Consider the following 15,825-nt stretch of genomic DNA (forward strand, 5'->3'; position numbering starts at 1 on the left):
CCGCCGAGGCCGCGCCACCCCTGCCCTAAAATCGCGGATTTCCTCTAACCCCATCCTGCGCTATCCATGACCACCGAAAAAATCGACGGCGTGTCCGTCACCACCCAGGCCAATGTGTACTTTGACGGCAAGTGCGTGAGCCACGGCATCACCTTCCCCGATGGCACGAAGAAGTCGGTGGGCGTGGTGCTGCCCGCAACGCTGACCTTCAACACCGGTGCGCCCGAGATCATGGAATGCGTCGCAGGCTCCTGTGAATACAAACTGGCTGGCACCGATGCCTGGGTGAAGTCGTCCGCAGGCGACAAGTTCAGCGTGCCCGGCAACTCGAAGTTCGACATCCGCGTGACCGAGGCCTACCACTACATCTGCCACTTCGGCTGATCGCACCCCACACCGCAACGGACCCCGCACATGGCCACCATTCTCCAAAACCTGCCCCTGGGGCAAAAAGTCGGCATCGCCTTCTCGGGCGGCCTCGATACCAGCGCCGCGCTGCACTGGATGAAGCTCAAGGGCGCCATGCCCTATGCCTACACCGCCAACCTGGGCCAGCCCGATGAGCCCGACTACGACGCCATCCCCCGCAAGGCGATGGAATATGGCGCCGAAAAGGCCCGCCTGGTGGACTGCCGCACGCAGTTGGCCCACGAAGGCATTGCAGCCCTGCAGGCCGGCGCCTTCCACATCAGCACCGGCGGCCTGACCTACTTCAATACCACGCCCCTGGGCCGCGCCGTGACCGGCACCATGCTGGTGGCCGCGATGAAGGAAGACGACGTCAACATCTGGGGCGACGGCTCGACCTTCAAGGGCAACGACATCGAGCGCTTCTACCGCTACGGCCTGCTCACCAACCCTTCGCTCAAGATCTACAAGCCCTGGCTGGACCAGCTGTTCATCGATGAGCTGGGTGGCCGCGCCGAAATGTCGGCGTTCATGACCCAGGCCGGCTTTGGCTACAAGATGAGCGCCGAGAAGGCCTATAGCACCGACAGCAACATGCTGGGCGCCACGCACGAGGCCAAGGACCTGGAGTTCCTGAACAGCGGCATCCGCATCGTCAACCCCATCATGGGCGTGGCATTCTGGAAGCCGGAAGTCGAAGTGAAGGCCGAGGAAGTCTCGGTGCGCTTTGAAGAAGGCCAGCCCGTGGCCCTGAACGGCGTGGAGTTCAATGACCCGGTCGAGCTGATCCTGGAAGCCAACCGCATCGGCGGCCGCCATGGCCTGGGCATGAGCGACCAGATTGAAAACCGCATCATCGAAGCCAAGAGCCGCGGCATCTACGAAGCCCCCGGCCTCGCACTGCTGCACATTGCCTACGAACGCCTGGTGACCGGCATCCACAACGAAGACACCATCGAGCAGTACCGCCTGAACGGCCTGAAGCTCGGCCGCCTGCTGTACCAGGGCCGCTGGTTCGACCCCCAGGCCATCATGCTGCGCGAAACCGCCCAGCGCTGGGTGGCCCGCGCCGTGACCGGCACCGTGACGCTGGAACTGCGCCGTGGCAACGACTACTCGCTGCTCAACACCGAATCGCCCAACCTGACCTACGCGCCCGAACGCCTGTCGATGGAAAAGGTGGAAGACGCGCCGTTCAGCCCGCTGGACCGCATCGGCCAGCTGACCATGCGCAACCTGGACATCTCGGACACGCGCGACAAGCTGGGTGTGTATGCGCGTGCAGGCCTGCTGTCGCTGGGTGGCAATGCAGCCCTGGCGCAGCTGGAAAACGACCGCAAGTGAGTTTGGCGGGGGTTTGCCACTCAAAATAGTGGTAAAAAATGGCTCCTGCGCGCGACCATCATGCGCTAGCAGCTATCAAAAAATGAGCAAAGCCACCGGAGACGGTGGCTTTTTTTTTGCCAAATCCGCTGGCATTTTTGCGAAATTTCATCTCACACTTACGAAAATATCATTTAAATCATATTTCCATTATAATTATCACTTCGAACACTTTACTCACGGAGCTTGCGATGCCTATTCCTTTTTCGCCCCCGAAATCCGTCTCGCGCCGCGCGCTTGTGCTGAGTACGGTCCTGCTTCTGCTAGCACCGGCCTGGGCGTTGCAGCCGCCAACAGGAACTGTGATCCTGACCATTTCAGGGAAGGTGGGGGAGATGAACCACGCAGGAGCCGCAGTATTCGACCTTGCCATGCTGGAAGCACTGCCCCAGCGTAGTTTTGTGACCAGTACGCCCTGGTACAAAGAGCCCACTAAATTCACTGGCCCACTGCTGCGCGATGTGCTTGCTGCGGCCAAAGCCCAAGGCACCACGCTGGAAGCCATGGCAATCAACGACTACAAAACCAGCATTCCGGTGGATGACGCGCGGCAATTCGACGTGATCGTGGCCCACCGCGTCAATGACCAGCCAATCTCAGTACGCACAAAGGGGCCGCTGTTCATCATCTATCCTTTCGATACTACGCCTGAGCTGAAGGCCTCCAAATACTATGGCCGCTCTGCCTGGCAGCTCAAATCCCTGAAGGTGGATTGACGCCCAAATGCCTGCCTACCACGAAAGTCAGCGCTACTTGCTATGGCTGGCCTTGGGCACCGTCGTCATGGCGGGCGTGATGGCTGTCCTGCTGGTGATGCAGGCTACGCAGCAGCAAGCGGTCCTTCAAAGCGCCAATTTACGCAGTGACTCCATTACGGCGCTGTCGTTCCAGCTGGAGCGGGAATTTCTGCGGTTGCGGCAGACCATCGAAGTCGCCGCAAACAGCTCTGCAGACCTGGACCTCGATGCCCTCAGGTTGCGCAGCGATCTGTTTGCCAGCCGCCTGCAGCTTATGCAAGACACCCCCAGCACCACGGCCCTGCAGGAACGCGCGGAGTACAGAAATACTCTGACGAAACTCGCGGCTTTGATGAGCGAAGTTGATGCCTTGCTACTGCCTCCCTCCGTACCGTCACGGCCACAGCTGGGCGGGTTGCTGCCCAACTTGAACGCTATGGGGCCTGAGGTTCAGGAACTGACCATGGCAGCGACGCGACACACAGCAGTACAGCTGGAACAGCAGGAATCGACCATGATCCACCAGGGGCGGCAAATCATGGTGCTGATCGTGGCGCAGCTTGTGCTGCTGCTTGCAGCCGCAACCGCGCTGGCCAGACGCCATCGCCGGGTTGAAGAAGCGCGCTGCGCCCTGCAACAGCTCACCCAGAACTTGCAGGAAGCCAATCTAGCGGCAGAAGAGGCCAACCGTGGCAAAAGCCAGTTCCTGGCCAACATGAGCCACGAACTGCGCACGCCCTTCAACGGCGTGCTGGGCATGTTGAGCCTGCTGGAGCGAACGGCGCTCACCGCCCGGCAGAAGGAATACGTGGGCACGGCCAAGGGCTCTGCAGACCACCTGCTCTCGTTGCTGAACGACATTCTGGACGTGTCTGCCATGGAAACGGGCGAGATGGCGATCCACCCGCATGCCATGGACCTCCACGCCCTGGTGGCCAGTGTCGAGCACCTGATGCAACCCGTGGCCGCACAGAGGGGCCTCAGTTTTCACACACATTGCGCTGCAGACTTGCCGCAGTGGGTACAGGCCGACAGTACGCGGCTCAAACAGATCGTTCTGAACCTGATCACCAACGCCATCAAGTTCAGCGAGAGCGGCACAGTGCGGCTGCTGCTGTTGCGTGGCGAGGCAGTTCCCGGCCCTGCGGGGTCGCCTGCCGCTTACCCGCTGCGCCTGCAGGTCAGCGACGAGGGCATCGGCATGGACGCCCACACCCTGTCCAAACTGTTCAAGCGTTTCTCACAAGGGGACGACAGCACATCCCGTCGATTTGGCGGCACCGGATTGGGGCTGGAGATATCGCGCAACCTTGCGCGGCGCATGGGTGGCGAGATCTCGGTGACCAGCACGCCCGGCAACGGCAGCACCTTTACCGTGTTGCTACCGCTGCCCGTCGCCACAAAGGCCGACACCGAGCCCGGGCAGGCCATCGAGCAGCCTCCCGCGCTGCGCCCGGTTGACGTGCAGGGCCTGACCGTGCTGGTGGCAGACGACCATCTGGTCAACCGCAAGTACATGGGCGCATTGCTGGAAGACATGGGGCACACCGTGGTGTTTGCCGAAAACGGCGAACAGGCCTGCATCGCAGTGCAAAGCCATCGCCCGGACCTGGTGCTGATGGACCTGCACATGCCCGTGCTTGACGGTTTCGACGCCACCCGCCGCATCCGCGAATCGATGGGCCCCAAGCAACTCCCCATCATCGCGCTCACGGCCGATGTCTTCGCCCAGGCACGCGACAAGGCCGTGGGATGTGGCATGAACGGGTTCGTCAGCAAACCGGTGAATGCGGCAACACTGCAATCAACGCTGATGGGCTTTTTTGGGCTGCGTGGCGCGCCCGGGCTGCCCGCTACAGACACAGTGGCTCCGACCGGCAATTTCAACGATTCGGCGACACTCCCGTTCACGCCCGCAGGGGGACAGGCAACAACGTCGTCAGCAGTGGACTCATCGGCACGAAATAACCTGCCACGCCCGCGCCAGCGGTTCAAACCTGGCGACCTCGGGGCGCACATCGACATGGCAATGGTTGGAGACGTGTGCATTGGCGTGTCCGCCCAAGGCTATCGATCACTGCTGCGCAGCTTTTTTTGTGATGAGTCCGGGGCGCTGGATGCGCTGCTGAGAGCCTTGAAGGAAGTCGAGGAAGAGCGCCCCCATGATCTGCGGAACTCCTCCCATGCCTTCAAAGGTGCAGCAGCCAACCTGGGCTTCCATAAGCTCGCAACACTGGCCTTGCAATTGGAAAAGGCCTATATAGCTCCTGCAGAGGTCCCCGCAATGCGAATCGAACTTGCGAGTGCCTGGGTAATGGCTCACGCGATGTGTTTACGCATGGGACTGACGGATGTTGAATCAGTGTTGGAACGGCACGACGTCGGATTGATGAACTGAGAGCGACCGCAAAGAGCAAAAGACAACCAGCGCAGCCAGCCCACGGCTCAAACCACCACCGGTTCCGGCTCCAGCCGGATACCGAAGCGCTCGTACACACTGGTCTGGATGGCCTTGGCCAGCGTCATCACCTCGCCGCCCGTCACGCTGTCGGCGCCCTGCCCCCGGTTCACCAGCACCAGCGCCTGCTTTTCGTACACGCCGGCTTTGCCGATGGACTTGCCCTTCCAGCCGCAGGCATCAATCAGCCAGCCCGCCGCCAGCTTGATGGTTCCGTCGGGCATGGGGTAGTGCACGATGCGCGGCTCGCGCGCGATGATGTCGGCGCACTGGTCGGGCGACACCGTGGGGTTCTTGAAGAAGCTGCCCGCATTGCCCACCACGGCCGGGTCGGGCAGCTTGGCGCGGCGGATGTCGCAGATCCAATCGAAGATTTGCTGGGCTGTGGGCTGCGACACACCCTCTTCCACCATGCGGCGCTCCAGGTCCAGATAGCCCAGCACCGGTTTCCAGGGCTTGGGCAGGCGAAAACGCACATGGGTGATCACAGCACGCCCTTCCAGACCCATGCCCCGGGGCAACCCGTCCGCACCGGGCATGTCCGAGGGCGCGTGCTTGAACACCGAATCCCGGTAGCCAAAGCCGCACTGTGCGGCGTCCAGCGTGAAAGTGCGGCCCGTGGCCAGGTCGATGGCGTCCAGCGATTCGAACCGGTCCTGCAGTTCCACGCCATAGGCGCCGATGTTCTGCACGGGCGAGGCGCCCACGGTGCCCGGGATCAGGGACAGGTTCTCCAGCCCCGGAAAGCCCTGCGCCAGCGTCCAGGCCACGCAGTCGTGCCAGACCTCACCAGCGCCTGCCTCCACGATCCAGGCCTTGGGGGTTTCTTCCACCAGGCGCAGGCCCTTGATCTCCATCTTGAGCACCACGGGCTTCACATCGCCGGTCAGGATGATGTTGCTGCCACCGCCCAGCACAAACTTGGGCGCAGATGCCAGCTCCGGGTCGGCCAGCACGGCCAGCACATCGGCTGAGGAGTGCACACGCACCAGCGTCTGCGCGCGTGCAGCAATGCCGAAGGTGTTGCAGGGCTGCAAAGGGACGTTTTTCTCGACTACCATTGGCCCGATTGTCGCATTCGCCCTTTGGAAGGGCTGCGATTTGCCCCCTGTTTCCCGAGATTGAGAACCACCATGCCATCTTTTGACACCGTCTGCGAAGCCAACCTGGTTGAAGTGAAAAACGCCGTGGAGAACACCGCCAAGGAAATCGCCACCCGCTTCGACTTCAAGGGCACCTCGGCCAGCATCGAGATCAAGGACAAGGACATCACCCTGATCGGCGATGCCGACTTCCAGCTCACCCAGATCGAGGACGTGCTGCGCAACAAGCTCACCAAGCGCAGCGTGGACGTGCGCTTCCTCGACATGGGCGATGTCCAGAAAATGGGCGGCGACAAGGTCAAGCAGGTCATCAAGGTGCGCAACGGCATCGAGAGCGAGCTGGCCAAGAAGATCCAGAAGCTGCTCAAGGAAAGCAAACTCAAGGTGCAAGGCGCCATCCAGGAAGACAAGGTGCGCGTGACCGGCGCCAAGCGCGACGATCTGCAGGCCGCCATGGCGCTGATCCGCAAGGACGTGACCGACGTGCCGCTGTCGTTCGACAACTTCCGCGACTGAGCCTGACGCCCGGCAAGATCCACCCACTTTGATCCCCCACACCATGACCAAGCCCGTACACCTGCTGCCCGCCGCCATGGTGGCCCTTGGCGGGCTTCTGCTGGCCACCGCCGGAGCGGTGCATGCGCAATCGGTGGCGCTGGCCGGCATGCTGGGCAGCAAGGCCCTGCTGGTGGTGGATGCCCACCCGCCGCGTGCGGTGGGCGCCGGGGATGAGTTCCAGGGGGTCAAGGTCATCGCGGTGCTCAAGGAAGAAGCCACCGTCGAGGTCAAGGGCGAGCGGCGCATTCTGCGGCTGGGCGAAGCCCCGGTGCGCGTAGGGGGCCGCAGCGGCGCCAGCGGCAGGCGCCTTGTGCTCACCGCCGACAGCCGGGGGCATTTTGTGAACAGCGGCACCATCAATGGCAAGGTCATGCAGTACATGGTCGATACGGGTGCCTCCACCGTCGCCATCGGCCGCTCTGATGCAGACCGGATGGGGCTGAACTACCAGAACGGCCAGCTCGTGCGCATGGGCACTGCCAATGGCGTTGGGCAAGGCTGGCGCATGAAGCTTGACTCCGTGCGCGTTGGCGATGTGGAGGTGTTTGGGGTGGAGGCCATCGTCACCTCCCAGCCCATGCCCTATGTGTTGCTGGGCAACAGTTTTCTGAACGAGTTTCAGATGACCCGCAGCAACGACCAGATGGTGCTTGAAAAACGCAACTGACCCGCCCGCCATGTCCGCCCACCCCGCCATCAGCCATCCGCATTCCGAGGGGGAGTACGAGGATCTTCTGAGCCTCTGGTCGGACCTGGAATCGGCGCTGTCGGTGTTGCTGGCGCGGCCGCTGCAGGTGCAGGATTTCCCCGGCAAGGTGCGGCAGTTCGACACCTGGCTGCAAGACCTGGTGGCGCACGACATCGATGCGGCGCTGTACCTGATGTTCCAGCTCGCGTCCACGTCCACCGTGGGCTACAGCGCATCCCACGCGCTGGTGTGCGGCACGCTGTGCCACATCATGGCGCTGGAGCTCAAGCTGCCCCAGCGGGAGCGGGACAGCCTGGTGCGCGCGGCGCTCACCATGAACATCGGCATGACCGCGCTGCAGGACGAACTGGCCGAGCAGCGCGAACGCCCCACTGCCGCGCAGCAGGAGGCTATCAAGAGCCACCCCGAAGAAAGCATGCTGCTGCTGGAGCGCCTGTTCATCAGCGATGCGCTCTGGCTGGACGTGGTGGGGCAACACCATGCCAGCATCACCGAACGCGTGCCCCTGGCGGGACAGGACCCGGAAGACCGGCTCACGCGCATCCTGGGCACCATCGACCGCTATGCGGCCATGATCAGCCCGCGCAAGTCACGTGCGGGCCGCAGCGCCACCGACTCGGTGCGCGCCATCGTGGGGCAGGAGGTGGACCAGCGCGACGAAGTGAGCTACACCCTGGTCCGTTCCATCGGGCTGTGCCCGCCCGGCACTTTTGTGAAACTGGACAACGGTGAAACGGCCATCGTGCTGCGCCGCAGCGACAAGGCCAACCATCCCCTGGTGGCCAGCCTGCTCGACCGCAGCGGCAGCCACAACGCGCAGCCCAGCCTGTACCAGACGGCCTCCGGCAAACCGCGCATCCAGTCGGCACTGGCACGCTCGGCGGTGAGCCTGGAACTCAACCACCGCACCATGGTGCGGCTGGGTTTGTATGCCGCCCAGCACAGTGCCGGGCTGCGGGGGCTGGTCACAGGGCCTGGAGCGCTCTGAGCGCCCGCAGTTCAATCGTAGCCGTAGCCTGCGCTCTGAATTTCTGCGACCAATGCCTGATAAAGAGGCAGTTGAGCAATTGCCTCATCCACCGGTCTGTCGGGAAACTCGTGCGCATTCAATGCCCTGTCCACTAGCGCCGCCGCAAAAGCGGCATCCTCCGTGGATACGCCCATCTCTGTCAGGCCCCGAGCAATAGCGACTTTCAAAGCAAGTTCGTTCTCAACCTCTTCGGCATTCATGTCCCACAAGGACAAAGCGGCAGAGGCGATCTCCTGAACCGACGGCGACGATCACATAGGACCCCTTCCTTACTGCAAGCCTAGCTCCACCAACGTGTTCATTGCGGCTACTTGTGCGCCTTGCCAGACGGCGCGCCCGCCTCGGCACCCGGCTTGTCCTTCTTGCTGCCCAGGCGCGACTCCTTGCCTGCCATCAGCCGCTGGATGTTCTCCTTGTGCCGCCAGGCCAGCAACAGCGCCATCACCACCATCGAAGCGGCAATGGTGCCTTCGGCATACCAGACCACGCCGTCCACCAGCAGGTAGTACACCGGCGCAAACACAGCGGCCACCAGCGAAGCCAGCGACGAATAGCGGAAGAAAAAGGCGATGACGACCCAGGTGAGTGCCGTGGCCAGACCCAGCCAGCCACTGACGCCCACCAGCACGCCCAGCGCCGTGGCCACGCCCTTGCCGCCCTCGAAGCGGAAGAACACCGGCCAGAGGTGCCCCAGGAAAGCCGCCAACCCCACCAGGGCCACGGTGCCATCCTCCAGGCCGTAGGGGTGGCCAAACCACATCACCAGCGCCACGGGCAGCCAGCCCTTCACGGCGTCCAGCAGCAGCGTGATGATGGCGGCGGCCTTGGAGCCCGAACGCAGCACGTTGGTAGCGCCCGGGTTCTTGCTGCCATAGGTGCGCGGGTCAGAGAGGCCCATGACCCGCGTCACGATGACGGCAAACGACAGCGAGCCCAGCAGGTAGGCAGCCACAGCGGCGAGAACGGGATAAACGGCGGTCAAAGCAACTCCTTGGAAATCAAATGGTCAGCCTTCTGACGGGCTGTATCGCGCGGCGGCCTATTCTGCCAGCGCACATTGCACGGGTTTGGCGCCCAGCAACTGCACACACACCTGCGGGTCCAGCTGCACCAGAAAACCCCGGCGCCCGCCATTGATGGCAATGCGGGGCAGCGCCAGGATGGTTTCCTCGATATAGACCGGCATGGTGCGCCGCGTGCCAAAAGGCGATGTGCCGCCCACCAGGTAGCCGCTGTGCCGGTTGGCCACCTCGGGTGCACAGGGCTCGACCGACTTGGCACCGATCTGGCGCGCGAGGTTCTTGGTGGACACCTTGCGGTTGCCGTGCATCAGCACCAAGAGCGGCTTGGCGTCCTGGTCCTGCATCACCAGGGTCTTGACCACGGTGAAGGGGTCCAGGCCCAGCACCTCGGCGCTGTGCATGGCGCCGCCGTGCTCCAGGTACTCATAAGGGTGTTCGGTGAAAGCCACCTTGTTCGCCTTGAGCAGCTGGGTGGCTTGGGTCTCGGAAACGTGTTCTTTCTTGGCCATGGTGTGGTGCGGATAGGGCACCGATGGTATCCGTATCCAAATGTGAACGCGCCGGAACCCGTTGCAGAGTGTCAGAACACCGTAGTTGGCGCCGCGGCGGCCTTGCGGCGCCGCCCCACCTTGCGCTTGCCGTACTCCTCAATGGCCACCACCAGCGCTTTGGTGAACAGCTCCACCAGGGCGGATGGCACCCGCCCCTCGGCGGCCAGCACCTGCAGGCGCCGCTGCTGCAACTGGGCTTCGTCAAACGGCCGGGCGGCGAGCAGGCCCGCCTCCACCCAGCGCGCCGCCGTGAGGTAGCTGGCCAGCACCACATCCTGCCCGCTGAGCAGCGGCAGCAGTGCCGATGAAAAATTGCTCTCCACCGCAGGCACGTAGCGCAGCCCCTGCACCGCACAGCTCAGATCGAACAGCTGCCGCCCCGTGGTATTGGCCGCGCCCAGCAGCAGCGGGTAACGCACCACATCGGCCACGCTCACGCTGCGCTGGCGGGCCAGCGGATGTTGCGCGGGCATGACGGCATAGATGGGGGCAATCGCCGAATGCAGCACCTGCAAGCCCTTTTCGGGCGCGGTGCTGTACTTCAGCGCCAGATCGACCTCGCCCCGCAGCACCAGGGCCGACACCTCCTGCGGCACCGCCACCTGCAATTGCAGCTGCACCTGCGGGTGCGCCTGCCGAAACCCCGCCATCACCAGCGGCATGAAAGCGGCCGCAAACCCTTCGGTGCAGGCCAGCCGCACCCGCAAAGCCCCTTGGGCCGACAAATCCTGCAGTTGCTCCACCAGCTCGAGCGCCTGTGCATCGTGTGCACTGGCGTGGGCAAGCAACCGGGTGCCCGCTTCGGTCAGGGTCATGCCGCGCGCCTGGCGCTCGAACAGGACCACGCCCAGGCTGTCTTCCAGCTTGCCCAGCTGGCGGCTCACCGCCGACGCCGCCACGTGCAGGCGCTGCGCGGCCTGGTTGACGGAGCCGGTGCGCGCCACCTCCAAGAAGTAGCGCAGAGGCAGGCTGAGCAATGAAACGGCCACGGCGTATCCAATCACAAAAAGGCAATGGTCAGTTGCCAAATCTCTATTCAAAGCAATGGTAAACCAGCATCCATCTTGCATGGCTTGAGACTCCAATTCACCCATGCCCCGCCGCACCCGTTGGTGCCAGGGCACTTCCCACCGGAGTCCGCATGAAATACCTTGTTCGAGCCTCGTTGTTGTCCGCAGCCCTGGCCGCCCTCGCCAGCGTCAGCAACCTTTCGCATGCCCAGACCCCCTCACCATCGGATGCCTGGCCCCAGCGCTCTGTGCGTGTGGTGGTGCCCTTCCCGCCCGGCGGCGGCACCGATGCCGTGGCCCGCGCCCTGGGCCAGAAGCTGTCTGCGCGCCTGGGCCAGCCAGTGGTCACCGACAACAAACCCGGTGCCTCCACCATCATTGGCACCGAGACTGTGGTGAAGGCCGAACCCGATGGCTACACGCTGCTGGTGTCAGGCTCCACCAGCTACACCGTGAACGCCGCGCTGCGCCACAAACTGCCTTATGACCCGCTCAAAGACCTCGCCCCCGTGGCTATCGTGGCGCGCGCACCGCTCGTGATCGTGGTCAACGCCAACGCGCCCTACAAGGACCTGGCCGCGCTGCTGGCGGCGGCCAAGGCGGCGCCCAAAACCATCAACTACGCCACGTTCGGCTCGGGCTCGGCCCCGCACCTGGTCGGTGCGCTGCTAGAGCAGGCGGCGGACGTGCGCCTGCAAGACGTGCCCTACCGGGGCAGCGCGCAGGCCATGATGGGCCTGATCGGCGGCGAGATCCAGATGGCCATCGACACCGTGGCCAGCGCAGCACCCCATGTGCGCTCCGGCAAGCTGCGGGCGCTGGCGATTGCGGGCAACGAACGCGCTCGCGCCCTGCCCTCAGTGCCCACCGTGACAGAGCAAAAGCTGCCGGATGCCGCCTTTGACGGCTGGTATGCCGTGGCCGCGCCAGCACGCACACCCGCACCCATCGTGAACAAGCTGATCTAGGAAGTGGAAGCCGCGATGCGCGACCCCCACCTGCAGGAACAGATCCGCGCCCAGGGCATGGAACCCGTGTTTTTGGGCCCCAAAGCCATGCACGCAGCCATGGATAACGAAATCGGCCGCTACCGCGCACTGGCCCACCGCGCCAAGATCGTGGTGGACTGACGAACACCAGAACAGGACCCGCACCATGACACGCCAACAATTGATCGACAACGTCCAGCGCTACTTTGACGATGGCCAATTTGCCACCGACCTGCGCCGCCGCGTGGCCTGGCGCACCGAAAGCGACACCGGCAAGGTGCCGCCCGAGTTGCGCGCCTACCTCACCGACGAAATGGTGCCCTGGCTCACCCCCCTGGGTTTTGAGTGCCAGGTGCTCGACAACCCCTCACCCCAAGGCGGCCCCTTTTTGGTGGCCCGACGTGTGGAAGACCCCGCCCTGCCCACCGTGCTCACCTACGGCCATGGCGACGTGGTCAACGGGCAGGACGCCCAATGGCGCGAGGGCCTCTCGCCCTGGGAGCTGACCATCGAAGGCGAGCGCTGGTACGGCCGGGGCACGGCCGACAACAAGGGCCAGCACACCGTGAGCCTGGCCGCACTCGCCCACACCATTGAGGCCCGGGGCGGCCGCCTGGGCTACAACGTGACGCTGCTCATGGAAATGGGTGAAGAGGCGGGCTCGCCCGGCCTGGGCGCCTTCTGCGAAGCGCACCGCGAGGCACTGCGGGCCGACCTGTTTGTAGCCAGCGACGGCCCCCGGGTGAATGCGGGCCACCCCACCCTCTTCCTGGGATCACGCGGTGCGATCAACTTTGCGCTTACCGTGCGCAGTCGCGACAAGGCCTACCACTCGGGCAACTGGGGCGGCGTGTTGGCCAACCCGGCCACGGTGCTCACCCACGCACTGGCCACGCTGGTGGACGCGAAGGGCCGCATCCTCGTCAAAGGCCTGCTGCCGCCTGCAGTGCCCGACAAGCTGCGCACGGCGCTCAAAGACGTGGTGATCGGCGCCGATGCCGACGCCCCGGCGCTCACGCCCGGCTGGGGCGAGCCTGGCCTGACACCCGCCGAACAGCTGGTGGGCTGGAACACGCTGGAGGTGCTGGCGCTGGGCGCGGGCAATGCGCAGCGGCCGATCAACGCCATCCCCGCGCAGGCAGTGGCACATTGCCAGCTGCGTTTTGTGGTGGGCACCAACTGGCAGAACGTGCAAGCCACGCTGCGCGAACACCTGGACGCGCACGGTTTCAGCCAGGTCGAGATCACCATGGGCATGCTCTGCGGCGCCACGCGGCTCGATCTGCACAACCCCTGGGTGGACTGGACGATGGCCTCGCTGCAGGCCAGCGCAGGCCAGCCCGCCACGCTGCTGCCGAACCTGGCAGGCTCGCTGCCCAACGACATCTTTGCCGACCAGCTGGGCCTGCCCACGCTGTGGGTGCCCCACTCGTACCCCGCCTGCGCCCAGCATGCGCCCAACGAACATTTGCTGGCGCCCGTGGCGCGCGAAGGGCTGGCGGTGATGGCCGGGTTATTCTGGGACCTGGGCGAGCCGCAAGGCACGCCGTGGCGGGAAGGCGCCTTGGCAGCACAAACTACAACGGATGCTTGAACGGTAAGCAACAGCCGCCAAAACTGGCGCGGCCCAAGCGAGAGACACCCAGCAAGGGCCGCCCCGCAGCGATGGTGTCGTCCCCCTCAGGGGGAAGGCGCCGCAGGCGACTCAGGGGGGAGCCATTACAAAGCCGGGTCGCGCAGCTCCCAGCGGATCGCGTCGATTTCCTTCAGCACTTCGGGCGACAGCGTGGTGCCCCAGGCGTTCAGGTCTTCGTCCAGCTGCGCCACCGACGTCACGCCGATGATGGTGCTGGCCACCTGCCACTTGGTGTAGCAGAACGCCAGCGCCATCTGCGTGGGGGTCATGCCATTGGCGCGGGCCAGCGCGTTGTAGCGGCGCGAGGCAGCCAGCGCCTCGGGACGGCCCCAGCGCTGCTTGCGCACCGATTCATAGGTGGCAATGCGCGCGCCTTGGGGGGCGTTGGGGCCGGTGGTGCCGCTCTCGTCGTACTTGCCCGTCAGCAGGCCAAAGCCCAGGGGCGAGTACGCCAGCAGCGACACATCCAGGCGGTGGCAGGTTTCGTCCATGCCGTTTTCCCAGGTGCGGTTGATCAGGCAATACGGGTTCTGCACCGTGGCCACGCGCGGCAGGCCGTGTTGCTCGGCCAGGCGCACGAACTCGTGCACGCCGTAGGGGGTTTCGTTCGACAGACCGACATAGCGCACCTTGCCCGCCTTCACCAGCCCGGCCAGCGCTTCGAGCTGCTCGCGGATGGGGGTTTGCGAGGTTTCCTTGGCGGGGTCGTAATACAGGTTACCGAACGCGGGCACATGGCGCTCGGGCCAGTGGATCTGGTAGAGGTCGATCACATCGGTCTGCAGGCGGCGCAGGCTGGCCTCGCACGATGCCACGATGTCGGCCGGGGTCATGCCCTTGCCCTCGCGCACCCAGGGCATGCCGCGCGAGGGGCCGGCCACCTTGGTCGCCACCACCAGCTTCTGGCGCGCGCCGGGGTTCTTGGCAAACCAGTTGCCGATGATGGTCTCGGTGGCGCCGAAGGTCTCGGCCTTGGCGGGCACTGAATACATCTCGGCCGTGTCGATGAAGTTCACGCCGCGCGCGAGCGACTGGCTCAGGATGGCGTGGGAATCGGCTTCATTGACCTGCTCGCCGAAGGTCATGGTGCCCAGGCAAATGGGGGTGACAAGCAGGTCACTCTGACCCAAGCGGACTGTGTTCATGCGGTGAAAGCTCCAGATGATCGGGATAAACGCGGCCTGCGGCGGCCGTGGCTGGCGATGGTACAAGCGAACGCCAAAACCTGCCGGGCGCCGGACTCCTTGGTGACAGCCGGGCACCGGGGTGGGCGCACCATCGACTTACCATTCGCGGAACATGTACCAAGTTCTCAAACCCTCGCGCAGCAGCACGCTGGCCATGCGCCACCTGAGCTACCACGTCCGCCACTGGGGCCCCGACACCAGCCCGCTGCCCACGCTGGTGCTTCTGCACGGCTGGATGGACGTGAGCGCCTCGTACCAGTTCACGGTGGACGCGCTGCAGCACGAGCGCCGCATCATCGCGCCCGACTGGCGCGGTTTTGGCCTGACCACCGGCGCGCCCGTGGACCACTATGTGTTTGCCGACTACCTGGCCGACCTGGACCTGCTGCTGGACCACTACGCCCCCGGCGAAGCCATTGACCTGGTGGGCCACAGCATGGGCGGCAACGTGGCCATGATGTATGCGGGCGTGCGGCCCGAACGCATCCGCCGCCTGGTGAACCTGGAGGGCTTTGGCTTGCCCGCCACGCAGCCCGACCAGGCGCCCAAGCGGTATGCGCAGTGGATCGACGAGATCAAGCAGCTGCACACCGGCGACATGGCCCTCAAGGGCTATGACAGTCAGGACGGCGTGGCCCGCAGGCTGATGAAGACCAACCCGCGCCTGTCCGAGGACAAGGCCCAATGGCTCGCGGGCCACTGGGCGCTGCCCAACGCGCAAGGCCAGTGGGAAATCCTGGGCGACCCGGCCCACAAGATCACCAGCGCCCAGCTCTACCGGCTGGACGAAGCGATGGAGCTGTACAAGAACATCGCCGCCCCCGTGCTGGCCGTGGAGGCCAGCGACGACAGCCTGAGCCAGTGGTGGAAGGGCCGCTACACGCTGGACGAATACCACCAGCGCCTGACCCATGTGCGCAACTGCCGCACGGCCGTGGTGCACGACGCCGCGCACATGCTGCACCACGACCAGCCTGCGCAGGTGGCGCGCCTGATCGAGGAGTTTCTGGAGCAGGCCTAGCAAAGATTCAAGCAAAAACAGGC

Annotated in this window: 15 protein-coding genes and 1 pseudogene; 10 read left to right on the top strand and 6 right to left on the bottom strand. The window is 64.5% G+C overall.

The genetic code is table 11. The features are described 5' to 3' along the window. Positions 1-66: 66 nt before the first annotated feature. The 4 genes from A1D30_RS10100 (at position 67) to A1D30_RS10115 (ending at position 4,926) form a co-directional block, all read left to right on the top strand. Positions 67-384, top strand: coding sequence for a pyrimidine/purine nucleoside phosphorylase (locus A1D30_RS10100; RefSeq protein WP_063460592.1), 318 nt, complete (start codon positions 67-69; stop codon positions 382-384). Between the two features lie 30 nt (positions 385-414). Then, a complete protein-coding gene (gene argG, locus A1D30_RS10105) occupies positions 415-1,752 on the top strand; it encodes an argininosuccinate synthase (protein WP_063460593.1) in 1,338 nt (445 codons plus the stop codon). Between the two features lie 230 nt (positions 1,753-1,982). Continuing rightward, the gene (locus tag A1D30_RS10110; RefSeq protein WP_082836387.1) at positions 1,983-2,507 is read left to right on the top strand and encodes a molybdopterin-dependent oxidoreductase; all 525 of its coding nucleotides are present in this window, start codon (positions 1,983-1,985) and stop codon (positions 2,505-2,507) included. Between the two features lie 7 nt (positions 2,508-2,514). Then, entirely contained in the window at positions 2,515-4,926 is a 2,412-nt protein-coding gene (locus tag A1D30_RS10115) for an ATP-binding protein (protein WP_063460594.1), read from the top strand. 47 nt (positions 4,927-4,973) lie between these two features. Here the strand turns inward: A1D30_RS10115 and murB are convergent, their stop codons facing one another. Further along, positions 4,974-6,047 (bottom strand): UDP-N-acetylmuramate dehydrogenase, encoded by a 1,074-nt coding sequence (gene murB, locus A1D30_RS10120; RefSeq protein WP_063460595.1) that lies wholly within the window; start codon positions 6,045-6,047, stop codon positions 4,974-4,976. A gap of 72 nt (positions 6,048-6,119) precedes the next feature. Between murB and A1D30_RS10125 the strand changes: the two genes are divergently transcribed. The 3 genes from A1D30_RS10125 to A1D30_RS10135 all read left to right on the top strand — a co-directional run bounded on the left by A1D30_RS10125 (position 6,120) and on the right by A1D30_RS10135 (position 8,344). Next, positions 6,120-6,605, top strand: a complete 486-nt coding sequence (locus A1D30_RS10125; RefSeq protein ID WP_056063745.1) for a YajQ family cyclic di-GMP-binding protein — start codon at positions 6,120-6,122, stop codon at positions 6,603-6,605. Positions 6,606-6,681: 76 nt separating this feature from the next. Next, on the top strand, positions 6,682-7,314 hold the full coding sequence (locus tag A1D30_RS10130; RefSeq protein ID WP_063460904.1) for a retropepsin-like aspartic protease: 633 nt from the start codon (positions 6,682-6,684) through the stop codon (positions 7,312-7,314). A 10-nt stretch (positions 7,315-7,324) separates the two neighbouring features. Further along, positions 7,325-8,344, top strand: a complete 1,020-nt coding sequence (locus tag A1D30_RS10135; RefSeq protein ID WP_063460596.1) for an HD domain-containing phosphohydrolase — start codon at positions 7,325-7,327, stop codon at positions 8,342-8,344. Between the two features lie 11 nt (positions 8,345-8,355). On the opposite strand, the gene A1D30_RS10140 is transcribed toward A1D30_RS10135, so the two are convergent. The 4 genes from A1D30_RS10140 to A1D30_RS10155 form a co-directional block, all read right to left on the bottom strand. Next, on the bottom strand, positions 8,356-8,586 hold the full coding sequence (locus A1D30_RS10140) for a hypothetical protein (RefSeq protein WP_063460597.1): 231 nt from the start codon (positions 8,584-8,586) through the stop codon (positions 8,356-8,358). 107 nt (positions 8,587-8,693) lie between these two features. Continuing rightward, complete coding sequence (plsY, locus tag A1D30_RS10145; protein WP_063460598.1) at positions 8,694-9,368, bottom strand: glycerol-3-phosphate 1-O-acyltransferase PlsY; 675 nt, start codon at positions 9,366-9,368, stop codon at positions 8,694-8,696. A gap of 57 nt (positions 9,369-9,425) precedes the next feature. Next, positions 9,426-9,917, bottom strand: coding sequence for an aminoacyl-tRNA deacylase (locus A1D30_RS10150; protein ID WP_056063754.1), 492 nt, complete (start codon positions 9,915-9,917; stop codon positions 9,426-9,428). Between the two features lie 71 nt (positions 9,918-9,988). Beyond that, entirely contained in the window at positions 9,989-10,948 is a 960-nt protein-coding gene (locus A1D30_RS10155) for a LysR family transcriptional regulator (RefSeq protein WP_063460905.1), read from the bottom strand. 152 nt (positions 10,949-11,100) lie between these two features. On the opposite strand from A1D30_RS10155, the pseudogene A1D30_RS10160 reads away from it, so the two are divergent. Further along, positions 11,101-12,099 (top strand): annotated as a pseudogene (locus A1D30_RS10160) (tripartite tricarboxylate transporter substrate binding protein). Positions 12,100-12,124: 25 nt separating this feature from the next. After that, complete coding sequence (locus A1D30_RS10165) at positions 12,125-13,552, top strand: M20 family metallopeptidase (RefSeq protein WP_063460599.1); 1,428 nt, start codon at positions 12,125-12,127, stop codon at positions 13,550-13,552. A gap of 125 nt (positions 13,553-13,677) precedes the next feature. Here A1D30_RS10165 and A1D30_RS10170 read toward each other — a convergent pair whose 3' ends face one another. After that, positions 13,678-14,739: an aldo/keto reductase gene (locus A1D30_RS10170; protein WP_063460600.1), complete on the bottom strand. Its 1,062-nt coding sequence runs from the start codon at positions 14,737-14,739 to the stop codon at positions 13,678-13,680. Between the two features lie 154 nt (positions 14,740-14,893). Between A1D30_RS10170 and A1D30_RS10175 the strand changes: the two genes are divergently transcribed. Further along, the gene (locus tag A1D30_RS10175) at positions 14,894-15,802 is read left to right on the top strand and encodes an alpha/beta hydrolase (RefSeq protein ID WP_063460601.1); all 909 of its coding nucleotides are present in this window, start codon (positions 14,894-14,896) and stop codon (positions 15,800-15,802) included. Positions 15,803-15,825 lie beyond the last annotated feature (23 nt).

The sequence above is a fragment of the Acidovorax sp. GW101-3H11 genome, assembly GCF_001633105.1.
GTDB lineage: Bacteria > Pseudomonadota > Gammaproteobacteria > Burkholderiales > Burkholderiaceae_C > Acidovorax.

What these genes read in the sequence shown, in the direction of transcription:
- A1D30_RS10100 (WP_063460592.1), top strand. Translation starts at nt 67, where the DNA reads ATGACCACCGAAAAAATCGACGGCGTGTCCGTCACCACCCAGGCCAAT.
- argG (WP_063460593.1), top strand. Translation starts at nt 415, where the DNA reads ATGGCCACCATTCTCCAAAACCTGCCCCTGGGGCAAAAAGTCGGCATC.
- A1D30_RS10110 (WP_082836387.1), top strand. Translation starts at nt 1,983, where the DNA reads ATGCCTATTCCTTTTTCGCCCCCGAAATCCGTCTCGCGCCGCGCGCTT.
- A1D30_RS10115 (WP_063460594.1), top strand. Translation starts at nt 2,515, where the DNA reads ATGCCTGCCTACCACGAAAGTCAGCGCTACTTGCTATGGCTGGCCTTG.
- murB (WP_063460595.1), bottom strand. Translation starts at nt 6,047, where the DNA reads ATGGTAGTCGAGAAAAACGTCCCTTTGCAGCCCTGCAACACCTTCGGC.
- A1D30_RS10125 (WP_056063745.1), top strand. Translation starts at nt 6,120, where the DNA reads ATGCCATCTTTTGACACCGTCTGCGAAGCCAACCTGGTTGAAGTGAAA.
- A1D30_RS10130 (WP_063460904.1), top strand. Translation starts at nt 6,682, where the DNA reads ATGGTGGCCCTTGGCGGGCTTCTGCTGGCCACCGCCGGAGCGGTGCAT.
- A1D30_RS10135 (WP_063460596.1), top strand. Translation starts at nt 7,325, where the DNA reads ATGTCCGCCCACCCCGCCATCAGCCATCCGCATTCCGAGGGGGAGTAC.
- A1D30_RS10140 (WP_063460597.1), bottom strand. Translation starts at nt 8,586, where the DNA reads ATGAATGCCGAAGAGGTTGAGAACGAACTTGCTTTGAAAGTCGCTATT.
- A1D30_RS10150 (WP_056063754.1), bottom strand. Translation starts at nt 9,917, where the DNA reads ATGGCCAAGAAAGAACACGTTTCCGAGACCCAAGCCACCCAGCTGCTC.
- A1D30_RS10165 (WP_063460599.1), top strand. Translation starts at nt 12,125, where the DNA reads ATGACACGCCAACAATTGATCGACAACGTCCAGCGCTACTTTGACGAT.
- A1D30_RS10170 (WP_063460600.1), bottom strand. Translation starts at nt 14,739, where the DNA reads ATGAACACAGTCCGCTTGGGTCAGAGTGACCTGCTTGTCACCCCCATT.
- A1D30_RS10175 (WP_063460601.1), top strand. Translation starts at nt 14,894, where the DNA reads ATGTACCAAGTTCTCAAACCCTCGCGCAGCAGCACGCTGGCCATGCGC.